Source organism: Bacillus paralicheniformis, from assembly GCF_001042485.2.
Classification (GTDB): Bacteria; Bacillota; Bacilli; order Bacillales; family Bacillaceae; genus Bacillus; species Bacillus paralicheniformis.
The window spans coordinates 12348-24896 of record NZ_LBMN02000017.1 but is presented as its reverse complement, the minus strand read 5'-3'; the positions used below and the strand labels follow the sequence as shown (position 1 = coordinate 24896).

Genomic DNA, 12549 nt, shown 5'->3' with positions numbered 1-12549 from the left:
ATTTGATTGGAGGCCACGACGATTGTATAAGATAAGCAGACATAGAAAAGCCTTTAAAAGACGGTTCTCAGCCTTCTGAAAATGTTTTGATTGTGCCTTGGTCCTTTGACCTCTTAGCGGAGCTGTAAACGTTTATTGAGGCTGTTGAGGAGAGGGAGGGCAGCGAGAGGGTATAGCCCCCCGGATGATGTGTGAAAACGGGCTTAAAATAATGGTCCAGCTATAAAAAAAGCAAAAGAACCAATGAGTTCTTTTGCTTTTTCAAAGGGAAGGGGGAAACTTTTTAGTTTCGCACACTCAATCAGTCAATGCTCGATAGACATTTAATACTCCCGCACCGGTGTCTATTTTGTCAGCGTTCCGATCAGCATTTTTTAACAGGATTTTAACAGCCTTGTCTGGTTTGTCATGCAATTGTTTCTGATCAATCAGAAGGGCCAGAGCGCCGGATACTTTTGGGGCCGCGATCGAAGTGCCTATTGAGAATGTATAGGTTACTCCGGGAGCTGCACCGAGAATGTATTCCTGCCTGAACAGTCCTTCTCCGTAATATCGATCCTCGCCCACTTCATTTAAAAGACGGAGATCGCCTCCATCGGCTGCAATGTCGACGACATTTTTTCCATAATTGGAAAAGACGGATCTCATTCCGCTTGGACCTATTGAGGAAACGGTGACGACATTCGGCAATTGGGCCGGAATCAAAATGACTTTGCCGTCTGCCGATAAGTCCTCCTGTTTGGTACTTCGCCAATATTCAAATACGGCATTTTTGTCTTTCAAGTCAAGGCCTTCATTTCCAATTGAGGCTACAACGGCACTGCCCTTTTTATGGGCAAATGAGACTGCTTTTTTAAAAGCTTTAATTTCAGCCAGATCATTCGTATCAGGCATTTGTTTGTTCTTCCGATTTTGTTTTACAAGAAATGTACCGAAGCTGACGTTGATAATATCGACATCATCGATCGCCGCTTGGATGATCGCATCAATAATCCAGACTGTGTCAGCGCTTTTCCCGCCGAATACTCTGTAAGATCTGATTCCTGTTTCTGGAGCGATCCCTTTCATCAATCCATTTGCCGCAATTTGACCGGCTACAAATGTTCCGTGTCCCAGGTAATCTGTGCTGTCGTTTATGTCACCCTTTTCATATGGTTCCTGTCCTCTCAGTCCCCCTTTAGGCACAAAGTTTCGGACGGAGAGGATGTTTTCTTTCAAATCTGGATGGTTCATGTCAATTCCGGAATCAATGATACCCACGATTGTGTTTTTGCTTCCTTCGGTGATTTGATAAGTCTGTCCATTATTAGTCGCTTTTCTCATATCCCATTGGAAGTCGTCCCATAGAGTAGGGGTGCCCCCAAATATCGTCGCCTCCGCCGGAGCAGTGTTATGCAGTGAGGCAGGCTGCATGGCTACAGATTGGTTATGGCTGTTTATATAGTTTATTTCAGCCGCCAATTCTTGAACCTCTTTTTGTCTGCCTTCTATCTGATAAAGCCCGATTTCTTCGACTGAGTATACAAGTTTTATGTTTCGTTCATTAAGTGTCTTCACCCAATCATCGTGATGGGCTGGGCTCTCTAGGTAAATCGTATATCTATCAAGTTGACTGTCATTAGCGGAAGCCTGCCCGGGCAGGGCAAAGATGATCACGACGAGCAGGCACAATAATAATATGTGAATTCGTTTTATGTTCATGATTTTTCCTCCCAGCCTACCATACATGTTGAATTCGCCGAGAAGTTAGTAGTTTTTATTGGCTTTTAGTATCAGGCTATCATGAATAAAAGGTTCTGTTATTCAACTTTTTAATGCTGAGCAGCGAGAAGAGCGCGGTCATCGCGACGCAGACGATAAAAAATACTGCCAGCCTGTCGGTGCCGGCATATACATTTGTCATCCCATAGAGCGGCAGTGCCCATGGATAAAGGACTGGTATCAACGAGTCCGTATTGTTCGAAAAGGCTAAGAAGGAGGGAAAACTTAAGAATATGCTGATCATCAGGGCCGTCCGAGCGGATTTCATTCGTAGATAAAAATAGAACAGGAGCGTTCCGAGACTGGTTGCCCCGGCCGTTCCAAGGATTACGGCCGATAAGTAAGTGCCTATTGGGATTTGGTCCGTATATCCAGAAGCATAGCCAAGGACAATCTGCAAACCGAACATCAGCAATTGTGCGGACAGAATGATGATTACGGTCCAAGCCATCTTGCTTAAAAAGAACACTGTTCCCTTTGCAGGAATCATCAGCAAATGCTCCCAATTGTTTGCTTGTTTTTCATATTTGGACATTGTGCCCGTAATCAGGGAGATGATAATCGGAAAGAAGACCGTACCATAAAACATCTGGGTCATCATCATAAGAATCTGCCAAGAATTCGCCTCATTGTAAACGTACTTTCCAATCATGATTTTTGTATGAATAATCCATCCGTAGATGACAGGCAGGACAACTAGGATAATGATCATCAGCCAGATTTTCATTTTTCTAATTTTGATCCATTCTGCCGAAAACGCCTGCTGAAAGCTTGCCATTTCACTCACCTCCGGAAGAAAAGGTTTTTTGGTAAAAAATCAGTAAAGATAACATACCGTACCCCAGTGTCGACACCAGCATGAGAACTGGTAATAAGCTGTTTGCCTGTGTTCCGGCCCGCAACAGTTCAGCAAGCGGACCCCATGGGAGCCACCAATAAGGCAGCACAGCATGAAAGAGGAAAACCGCCATCCCGATGCTGACGGAAATATACGGATTTTCAACCACGACTGTCGCAGACGTCTGAAAGACAACAAAAGGAAGTGCAAACAGAAATGCCGTGTAGAGCAATGGTTCAGGGAATGTCCCTCCGAATATGAAGCCTAGTCCGCCCATCAGCAGCCACAGGATCAAACCGAATAGCTGGACAAGTAAGGTGGCTAGAATAACTTTTACAAAAAAATGCTTCCACTTTGCATGCGGAGTGGAAAGGAGAACGGGCCACATTCCCGATTTGTGCTCAACCCCGCTCACTAACAAGGTGAACATCATCACCACAAAGATGATGAGATAGCTCCAAGTCAAGGTGCAAAGCTCATAAAGGACGCGGAAGGCCTGTTCCGCGGTTCGCCCGTTTTTTGTCAAATAGAGCATCATTGTCCAACAGGCCGCAAAAATCAGGAGCGGTCCGGAACATAATGGCAGCAGGAGGGCTGCGGGCCTTTGTTTCCGCCACTCGGCTGCAAAAACGCTTTTCATACAGACACCTCGGAGGAACGGATTAGCTGTAGATAGGCTTCTTCCAGCGTCCCTGGAGATTCGTTTATATGAAAATCGGTTATTTCATTTTCAATCAAAATGCCTTCTATTTTGTCTTTTACTGCTCCAGAAACTTGCACTTGCTCAGCCCGGTCAACGCGGGTCTCTAAGCCATGTTCGTGCAGAATATCGATGATTTTTCCGCTTTCAGTTGAGCGGATGATGTAACCAGATTTTTGATCGGAGAGCAATGTCGCCATTTCTCCTTGAAACAGAAGGTTTCCATGGTAAATGACACCTATCCGATTTGCCATTTGCTCGACCTCTCCAAGAAGATGGCTCGATACAAGAACGGTGGCACCTTCTTTTTTCGGCAGTTCGCGGATTAGCTCCCGTATTTCATGGATTCCCTCAGGATCCAATCCGTTTGTCGGCTCATCGAGCAGCAGGAGCCTGGGGTTGTGAAGAATCGCGCTGGCAATGCCTAGCCGCTGCTTCATGCCGAGTGAATATGACTTTACTTTTTTAGATCCGACGCGGTGCAGACCGACTCTTTCAAGCGCCCAGTCGATAGCCCTGTTGTCTGAGATTCCGCGCAGGGTGGCCAGTATACGTAAATTATCGCGTCCGTCCAGATGTTCATAGTAGGAGGGCTTTTCAATCAGGGCGCCCGTCTTGGCTAGAATTGAAATCCGGTTATCAGGCATTCTATTTCCAAACATAAGAATCTCACCGGAATCGGGGCGGATCAAGCCCATCAACATCCGCATCATCGTTGTTTTTCCTGAGCCATTAGGTCCGAGGAATCCGTATACTTCTCCTTCCGGAACCAGCAAACCGGCATCTTTCACGACATCGATGCGGTTGTATGTTTTCGTCACGCCTTTCGTTTCGATGATCAAGAATCGTCGCTCCTTTCTATTTCGTTACACATCTTCTTTATTGTATTCAAATACATCATCGATCGAACAGCCGAACGCATGTGCAATTTCAAATGCGAGCGTGAGGGAAGGGGTGTATTTCATTTTTTCAATTGAGATGATTGTTTGCCTGCTCACACCCGCCCGTTCCGCTAATTGCTGCTGGGTCATCTTGGTGCGCGCCCGCCATTCCGGAAGCCGGTTCGTCAGTTTTTTTTTCTGTTTGTTTTCTGCATTCATACCTGTCCCCCATTGATCAATTTCTATGTCCATTCCTTTTTGTGAAAATATAAAGCACCGCCGCCGATGAATGCAACGAAGCTGACAATCAGCGTCGGATAAAAAGCTGATTCATTCGCCAAAAAGCCAGCATCTCCGCCCATTGCAGCTGAAAAAGCCTGTGTCATGCTGAGCATTGGATGAGACCAAGGATAAAGAGGTCCCAACAGCTCCGAGTTGGCAATGAGGATAGCCGGCAATGTCAGCATTACATTGACGGTGCTTGGACCGGCAAAGCTTTTAAAATAGGTCGCAAGCCAAAACTGAAGGGCGGCAAGCGGAAGGCACGACAGCCATCCCATAAGGCAGCTCATGACCAGGCTGTACCAGGGGAACGGAGAGCCGAATCCTTGAACGCTTCCCACAAACCAGATGCCGATCAGGAAAAACAGCTGCGTGAATAGCAGCAAGATCATGATGATGACATATTTGGCAGCGTACACTTGAACCCTGCTCACCGGCAGGGTCAACAGCTGCTTCCATCCGCCGTGGGCATGCTCGTTACTGCACAGTAGAGCGGCAAGTACACCTGTCAACAATGGCAAAAACAGCGCACTGTGCGTAAGGATCATTTGTGTGCTCAGTGCAAGCCATTTGCTCGAGCCAATGCTGAAGAGCGGGAAAAAACCGATGACAGCGGAAAGGGCTGGACTGGCGAGCACGATAAACCAGATTTTTGAATTTTTTAGTTTCAGCCACTCGGAGTTCAATAGTTGATAGAACATACTATGCGACATCCTTTCGTGATAGGGATAACAAGGCAAATAAATAGATGAGCAGTCCCACGGCCAATCCCTTTATGACTGAGAGGGTGCTTTGCCCTATACCATCTATTAACAATGGCCATTTCCATGGCATCCACTCAGGCAGTCCGTGAGCATACATGATAAACACTGCACTTGCGATGCCGATTGTCAAAGCGATTCCTTGATTGGAATATTTCACCGAGAGCCAAAACTGTAAAAAAACGAAAGGTAGTGCTGCAAATAATGTATAAAAGCTCATCATCAACGCATCCCCGAGCGGAAATGTCTCCGAAAATCCAAGCAGTCTGCCGAGCACATATGTGCCCGCAGGAAGTATAGCTGTCGAGATCAGCATCATGGTGATAATGATGATAATCTTGGACTGGTACACTTTCCATTGTTTAACGGGGAGGGAAAAGAGTTTCTTCCACATATTTGCATGATGTTCCATTCCCGCGAGCAGCGAGTTGATCATCGTTGTTCCGAGAAGGAGGGAAGGCGGCCAGTAGGCATGGATGTTTTCAAGCAGGAACAGCCATTTATCCGGGTTCCGCGACATGAGGTAATCAAAGCGGAGCGCATAATTGGCCCCTTGCATCGCGACGACTCCGAGTGGGCCGAAAATGACGATTACCCATGTCAGTTTTCTGATCTTCAGAATTTCAGATTTCAACAATTCAGAGATCACAGTGTTTCTCCCCCTTTAGTCATGTCGAGGAAGATATCTTCAAGTGATTTCGATTCGTCGTAAATTCGGAAGATGTCAATCTCATTTTCAAAGAGTTTTCTGGCGAGCCGGGAAATTTCCATATCAGTCCTGTCCTCAATCATCAGGCCGCGCTGTGTTTTAACCGCCTCTACGCCCTCACGCGAGAAAATGTCTAACGCCCCGTCCGTGTCACTTGTCGAAAATACAATCTTTGTATCGGCCTTCGAACGGAGCTCTCCGATCGCGTCTTGAAAGAGCATTTCTCCGTTGGCGATGATTCCTACCTGGGTGGCTACTTGTTCAATTTCAGAAAGCAAATGCGAGGAGATCATGACGGTAATGCCGTAATCGGACGGCAGTCTGAGGATGAGCTCGCGTATTTCAAGGATTCCCGCCGGATCCAATCCGTTTGTTGGTTCATCGAGAATGACGAGTTTCGGATATCCGAGCAGCGCTGCAGCTATGCCTAAGCGCTGCTTCATGCCGAGCGAATATTCTCCCGCTTTCTTGTCCGCCATTTTCGTCAATCTGACCATCTCAAGCACATCGTCAATATTAGACTTCGGAACATTCAGTATCTTCCGGATTGCCTCCAGATTCTCCTCGCCTGTGAGATGAGGATAATATGACGGCGATTCCACAAGTGAACCGACGTTTCGCAGAATGTCAAGCCGATTGCTTTTCAAGTCCTTCCCGAAGATTCTCGTTTCGCCTTTTGTCGGGTTGATGAGTCCGAGCAGCATGCGAATCGTCGTCGTTTTTCCTGCACCGTTTGGACCGAGGAAGCCATAAATTTCTCCCTCTTGAATGCACAAATTCACGTTTTTCACAACATCTGTTTTACGGTATGTTTTGGTTAATTGTCTCGTTTCCAGAATATATTGATGTTCATCCATTTTTTCATCCCCTTGATCGCATTTTTCCTTGTTTTATTCGTCAAATGTGGAATCAGTACTTTCTTTTCAAAATGAACAGATAGATAGTACCGAAAATTACGCTTAGTGCAAACATTAATGACGTTATTTTTTGATACATTAGTCCACTGATGTCATGGCCGAATCCGAAGAAAATACTCAGTGCGATAAGCGCTGCAAGCACATAAAACATAGATGAGTAGACTCTTAGGAAAATTGCTTCTGACCGTTCATCCCTGCCCATACGCCTCGATACTATCCAGATAATTGCCAGGCAGGCGAGGATCACCACTCCTCCAATACTATTTCCGTATACCGCAATCTGTTCGATATTCATGGTAATCATCCTCCATAATTAGTTATTTCAATTAAATTGTAAAGTAAACTTCACTTATTGTAAAGTGTGCTTTACGAATTTTAGAAAAAGACACGCTTCTTGACGATCCAAGAGCGTGTTATGAAATCATTTCTTTATAGAATTCACTGTAGAAACTGGACTTTTTCAGCAACTCATGGTGTGTGCCCGATTCGATGATTCTTCCGTTGTCGACAACGACAATCATGTCACAATTCATTACTGTCGTAAGTCTATGGGCAATCACAATTCTTGTGCAGTTAATATCAGAGAGATACTCGTCAATCTTTGATTCATTTAAATGATCAAGTGAGCTGGTTGCCTCATCAAGGACGAGAATCGACGGTTTTCCAAGAAGCGCCTTTGCGAGGGCGATTCGCTGCCTTTGCCCGCCAGAAATATTCATGCCCATCTCAGATACCATTGTATGATACTGCATTGGCATCTTCATAATTTCTTCATGGATTTGGGCAGCCTTTGCGGCTTCGATTACTTCTTCGGGAGACGCCTCTGGATTATGGAGAATTATATTATCATAAATGCTTCTATTAAACAGCATGACATTTTGAGGTACGGTACCAATTTGCCGACGCAGGTGGCCCAGATCAAGCTCTTTCATGCTAACGCCGTCGTAATAGATGTCTCCCGAAGACGGTGCGAATAGCCCGATTATCATGTTGGCGAGTGTCGTTTTTCCTGATCCTGACTGTCCAATAAGAGCAACTTTTTGTCCTTTCTTGATATCGAGTGTAACATTATGAATCACATTTTCGCTGTATTTAGAGTAGGAGAAAGTGACATTCTTTAACAGAATATTGCCTTCAAGTGTTTTTTTCATCTTGTCTCCCTCCATTTCTCCAGGTGCATCGAGGACATCTTCAACTCGTTTTAGGTAGGATGTTGTCAAGATAAAAGAATTGATCGTTTGAACGATATTGCCGCTCAACATGAAAAATTGGTTTGAAATGGCATGAAATGCTACCAATACCCCAAGCGTGATACTTCCTGCAAACACTTGGTGTGCTCCAACCCATAAGAGGATCAGGGGAGCCATAAGCTGCATTGTATTGCTTGCGGTGTTTACGCGGTTCAGTACAATTTCTTTCTTCCTATAAGCGCTAAGAAGATTCCTGAATCTCTGAAGCCATCTATTGTAAATCTTGCTTTCCACACCGGACGTCTTTACTCCAAATATTCCATAGAGCATTTCTGTCTGCGCTCCTTGCACTTCGGAATGCTCTTTAATCTCCATCTGATTCGTCTCTGCGAGGTATCTTTGGCTCACGGCGATTAGTATTACATTGGTAGATGCTATCAAAGCGACTATAAAAACCATTAGAGGCGATTGCAAGAACATATACAATAGGATGACCAGCAAAACAGCGGAATCCAGCAGACCTTTTACTACCTGGTTGGCCAGCTGGTCGCGGATCACCTTCATGCTGTTCGCCCTAAAAAGCAAATCTCCGAAGGAACGCAGAAGGAAGAACTGGTACGGCAGCCTGAGAAGGTGACTGAAAAATCTAGTTTGGATCTCATAATCAAGCGCATTATGAAGAGTGATCAGAATTCTCCCCCGTAAAAACGTAAATAGGGTATTGAATAGGATCAGCCCACCAATTCCGGCTAAGAATATATTCAGTAGATCCCGATAGTCGGGGACAATAATCTTGTCAATGACAAATTGGATAAAGATTGGCATCGCTACTGTGAACATCTGTAGCAAGAATGTGAGAAACAGGATACTAATGAAAATCTTTGGCCTATTCGTCACTAAATAAGAGAAGGATGCCCAGACGTTTTTTCTGCTCCGGCGTTCAAAATTTTTGTTGGGATATAAAGTAAGTACGTATCCCGAATATTTCTCCGTGAATTCTTTCTCTTTCAGCTTCCTCCTTCCAGAACCTGGATCAACGATTGTATAAGCTTGTTGTGCAACCTTCTCGAGAATAACGAAATGATTGTTTTCCCAGTACAGGATTGCTGGCAGTATGAGAGTCCCCAGTTGCCGGCTATCAGCTTTATACGATTTCGTGTCGAAATTCAGCTGCTCCGCCAACTTTTTAAGATGGAACAAAGTCGTTCCATCACGGCCGTTTCCCATTCGCTCCCGAACCTCGTACATGGATAAGTCATTTTTGTAATAGGACGAAATCATTGCGATGCAACAAAGTGCGCATTCGGTCTGCTGCATCTGTTCAATGAAAGGAACACGCCTGCGAGTTGGAAATAATTTTTTCTTCTTTAACATACGGCTCCTCCCTTTGGCAGCTCCAAAGCCAGAACTGATGGTATTTCGGGGTTTTTGAACCTCAACAGGCTATACCCAATCCCCGTCCGGCCAAGCATGAAGCCATCCATCTCCGCTCTAGGATCTAAGCCAAACCTCCAACCGTACGTCTTTTTCTGGGAAAGAACAATATCAACTAAATCCCTTGCTTTCTTTTCCAGTTTTACGTCATTCAGCTCTTGGGAGGCTGTTAGGAGGATGTCCGCGTTTCCCATAGTTCCGTGGCAAAGACAGTGGCTTTCTATTACCCCTTCGCATATGACCGTTTTCAAAGATATGTCGAGGTCCTTTGCGATAAGTTCTAAATTTGATGTGTTTTTCAGCATCAGTCGGGATAGGGCAATGCCCGGCGCTCCGTGACACCAGTAAACTCTTTTTCGTTTCTGATTTTCGGAAGCTGCAGCCGAGTCCCAATTGCCTGTGGCTGGATCGTAAAATGTATTTTCATATAAAAGTAATTTTTCAGTTTTATCTTTATAGATTTTCTTCCCTGTTACTTTTCCAAGTGAGCCGAGTGCCCAGGCGTATCCCGATGCTCCATGAGCAAGGCCGGTCCCCTCATCGATTTCAGTCAGCAGCTGCATGAGTCTATCTCCTGCAAATTGAGCCATATCCAAATAGTCTTTGTCTCCCGTTTCTTGATAGATATTAAGCGACATCACGATAAAACCGGCCAGACCTCCTGAGAAATCAGGGTTTTTTTCATCACGGATGATATCATGTAAAGAAGGCAACCTTTCCTTTGCCCGCCGGATCAGTTCGCGGTCATTCCATAGTAGTCCAAGGTGAACCAGTCCATACAAAAATGCGCCTTCTCCACTGAAAGCCGAAACGGAAGGGTTGAGCGGTTTGTCGCCGGCTTTTCGAATAACTGTTTTGATCGCACCACGGCTTAGTTTTTCGTATTGACAATTGTTTGTTTCCCTCGCTAAATAAGCCAAAAAGAGAGCATAGCCAAGTAATCCATCATATAGATCAGAGCTCTTGACCGACACGTTAACGCCTGTTTCCTTATTTAAATTTAATCCAAGCCAGTTCACTTCAAGGTTATCCTCGATAATAGCCCTGTCTTTTAATTGTCTGCCTAGCTCCAATGCTTCCTTAATGATAGAGGAAGGAGAAAGGTTCCCTTTTCTTTTAGGTAGGGTTGGGACGGTCTGATGAAATTTCCATACGTCGCCCAGCATGGATGCGAGAGACCACCTTAAATATTGTGTTTGTTTTTCTAAGTCGCTTTTGCTAAGTTTGTTGATCCTTTTGAAAATAGATTCAAACCCTGTTTCAGAAAAGAAAGAGGAGATAAGGTGTCCATTGCTGTTATAGAGATCACGGCTGTTTAGTGTAAAATAGAAATACGGAACGTCATGTCTTAGCAGATCCTTTGTTTCATGCTTGACTAGCTCCTCGAATTTTGAGCTTTGGTTGGTCACTTGCCACAGAATATCGAACATTTGCACTCGGTCAAGCCCGTTCTGTACATAATCGGGATGCAGGCTGTTATGGAGGAATTCCATGTACACGTGTGTTGGCCTGAATACCTGGCGGACATGGGCTTTACCATAAGGCTGCAAAGGGCCATCAACACTCATGAATTCTTCCTTATGGCGAAGAAACAGTTTGTACATGTCTGAAAAACCTGTTTCCAATTCAGCCGAATAATCGAAGGCGGACATTGTTTTCCCTTTAAACATCGGTTTGTTTTTGTACTCACCCGACTTTGCGGGAACACGGGTCATCTTAATTTCATCGGTTCCCTCGCCTTCAAGATGGAGGCTCTTTATTTTTTTTGATACCTGGTTTTGACCTGCGCCTAGGGCGCTCAAGTCAAAGTCAATAATTGAATGCTCAAAAGAAGGGAGTGGAAGCATCAAAGTTGAGTAGACCGAATCGTTTAGCTCAAGTGCCAGTCGGCTCTGGACTCTGAGCTGTTTCATCATTTCCAGATTTCGGCTGAAAAGCGTCTCTAAATCTATCGGAACTGGGTATTCCCCGTGCGCGATAATATTTTCTGCATGAAAATCGGAGGAGCCCAAGATGTAGAACAGCGCAGTATAAGCTCCTTGCCTATAATAAAAGCGACTCACCTCATCTTCATGTGTGCACTTTTCGTACGGGACAAACTCCTGCCAGCCGTAGGTTCGGCAATCCAAACTTTTGGCTGATTGGAGAGGATACTGCAAACCTTTCCCGTTCAGCCAAGACAGCAAGGCTTCGAAAATTTTATCGATCAAAATCTGTCGTGGTTTATAAACTAGCTTGTTGCCGGTTTCAAATTCCAGTAGAGCAACAGTTCTGCCGTTTTGATGTGTATCACCGAGGCCCATTTTCAGTCTCTCTAATCGATGGAGACGGTTCCCAAATTGATATTTGATGCTCTCGTGATCTTTCACAAAACGTTGGATTAGTTCCACGGTGACGTCCAGAGTATTTTGCATGCTCTCAGTCATCAACCGCGAAAGGACTGGATAGTTTCCGAAGAATTCCATCCTGAGTTCATGATCCTCATTGAGTTGGCGCATAAAGTGCTCAAATCGTTCTTCACCCGTTTCTCCTTCGAGCATCCCGACCTTTCTAGCGATGTTGACTTCGAGAATCACACATTTCATCAGCATTGAATGAAGCCGTTCATAAAGTGTATTAGCAATCGACTTGATTATGGTTTCAAGGTTTACCAGGCTGGTGTTAATATGCCTGAGTGCATCAGCAAGCCGCTTTTTCGCATACTGGATGAAAGGATCAACCAATGCTTGAAAGCTGGTGTAATCCAATGGAGTTGATTTATATGTATGCATCACTTTTTCAAATACCGTAGTCCACGGCAATTCTTTCTCCACAACTGGATTATCCTTCTCTTCTATGTACTGCATCAGCTGTTCTATAGTCAAGCGGTCCATTTTGAGCCGCTTCTCGAGCATTCCTTCGGGTATAGCCCTTTTCCACTTATTGAACTCTTTTATATTAACAGCTGGCGTTTTTGTGCCGGTAATTTTTCGTTCATTCAGATAAGCAGAACGGCTGAACATATCCTTCATTTTTGCAACAGTCATGTTAATCTCCCCTTTCTTTTATGCATACATTTAAGAAAAGTTGGATATAA

At 44.8% G+C, this 12549-nt stretch carries 11 protein-coding genes; all 11 read right to left on the bottom strand.

Going from position 1 to position 12549, the window contains the following annotated elements; genetic code table 11:
• Nucleotides 1-297: 297 nt before the first annotated feature.
• Entirely contained in the window at nt 298-1701 is a 1404-nt protein-coding gene (locus tag ACH97_RS13350) for a S8 family peptidase (RefSeq protein WP_033155051.1), read from the bottom strand.
• 79 nt (nt 1702-1780) lie between these two features.
• Nucleotides 1781-2539 (bottom strand): ABC transporter permease, encoded by a 759-nt coding sequence (locus ACH97_RS13345; protein ID WP_020449886.1) that lies wholly within the window; start codon nt 2537-2539, stop codon nt 1781-1783.
• Between the two features lies 1 nt (nt 2540).
• On the bottom strand, nt 2541-3239 hold the full coding sequence (locus ACH97_RS13340; RefSeq protein ID WP_020449887.1) for a hypothetical protein: 699 nt from the start codon (nt 3237-3239) through the stop codon (nt 2541-2543).
• A complete protein-coding gene (locus tag ACH97_RS13335) occupies nt 3236-4141 on the bottom strand; it encodes an ABC transporter ATP-binding protein (protein WP_020449888.1) in 906 nt (301 codons plus the stop codon). The genes ACH97_RS13340 and ACH97_RS13335 overlap by 4 nt, the downstream gene beginning before the upstream one ends.
• 24 nt (nt 4142-4165) lie before the next feature.
• Complete coding sequence (locus ACH97_RS13330) at nt 4166-4399, bottom strand: helix-turn-helix transcriptional regulator (protein WP_020449889.1); 234 nt, start codon at nt 4397-4399, stop codon at nt 4166-4168.
• 23 nt (nt 4400-4422) lie between these two features.
• The gene (locus ACH97_RS13325) at nt 4423-5163 is read right to left on the bottom strand and encodes an ABC transporter permease (protein WP_020449890.1); all 741 of its coding nucleotides are present in this window, start codon (nt 5161-5163) and stop codon (nt 4423-4425) included.
• 1 nt (nt 5164) lies between these two features.
• Nucleotides 5165-5872, bottom strand: coding sequence for an ABC transporter permease (locus ACH97_RS13320; protein WP_020449891.1), 708 nt, complete (start codon nt 5870-5872; stop codon nt 5165-5167).
• Nucleotides 5869-6789: an ABC transporter ATP-binding protein gene (locus ACH97_RS13315; protein WP_020449892.1), complete on the bottom strand. Its 921-nt coding sequence runs from the start codon at nt 6787-6789 to the stop codon at nt 5869-5871. The genes ACH97_RS13320 and ACH97_RS13315 overlap by 4 nt, the downstream gene beginning before the upstream one ends.
• Before the next feature lie 52 nt (nt 6790-6841).
• On the bottom strand, nt 6842-7144 hold the full coding sequence (locus tag ACH97_RS13310; protein WP_020449893.1) for a hypothetical protein: 303 nt from the start codon (nt 7142-7144) through the stop codon (nt 6842-6844).
• A gap of 118 nt (nt 7145-7262) precedes the next feature.
• A complete protein-coding gene (locus ACH97_RS13305) occupies nt 7263-9413 on the bottom strand; it encodes a peptidase domain-containing ABC transporter (protein ID WP_020449894.1) in 2151 nt (716 codons plus the stop codon).
• On the bottom strand, nt 9407-12499 hold the full coding sequence (locus ACH97_RS13300; RefSeq protein WP_020449895.1) for a type 2 lanthipeptide synthetase LanM family protein: 3093 nt from the start codon (nt 12497-12499) through the stop codon (nt 9407-9409). The genes ACH97_RS13305 and ACH97_RS13300 overlap by 7 nt, the downstream gene beginning before the upstream one ends.
• Nucleotides 12500-12549: the final 50 nt, after the last annotated feature.

Excerpts from the sequence above, each read along its gene's own strand:
- ACH97_RS13340 (WP_020449887.1), bottom strand. The coding sequence starts at position 3,239 with ATGAAAAGCGTTTTTGCAGCCGAGTGGCGGAAACAAAGGCCCGCAGCC.
- ACH97_RS13305 (WP_020449894.1), bottom strand. The coding sequence starts at position 9,413 with ATGTTAAAGAAGAAAAAATTATTTCCAACTCGCAGGCGTGTTCCTTTC.
- ACH97_RS13300 (WP_020449895.1), bottom strand. The coding sequence starts at position 12,499 with ATGACTGTTGCAAAAATGAAGGATATGTTCAGCCGTTCTGCTTATCTG.
- ACH97_RS13330 (WP_020449889.1), bottom strand. The coding sequence starts at position 4,399 with ATGAATGCAGAAAACAAACAGAAAAAAAAACTGACGAACCGGCTTCCG.
- ACH97_RS13325 (WP_020449890.1), bottom strand. The coding sequence starts at position 5,163 with ATGTTCTATCAACTATTGAACTCCGAGTGGCTGAAACTAAAAAATTCA.
- ACH97_RS13345 (WP_020449886.1), bottom strand. The coding sequence starts at position 2,539 with ATGGCAAGCTTTCAGCAGGCGTTTTCGGCAGAATGGATCAAAATTAGA.
- ACH97_RS13315 (WP_020449892.1), bottom strand. The coding sequence starts at position 6,789 with ATGGATGAACATCAATATATTCTGGAAACGAGACAATTAACCAAAACA.
- ACH97_RS13310 (WP_020449893.1), bottom strand. The coding sequence starts at position 7,144 with ATGAATATCGAACAGATTGCGGTATACGGAAATAGTATTGGAGGAGTG.
- ACH97_RS13350 (WP_033155051.1), bottom strand. The coding sequence starts at position 1,701 with ATGAACATAAAACGAATTCACATATTATTATTGTGCCTGCTCGTCGTG.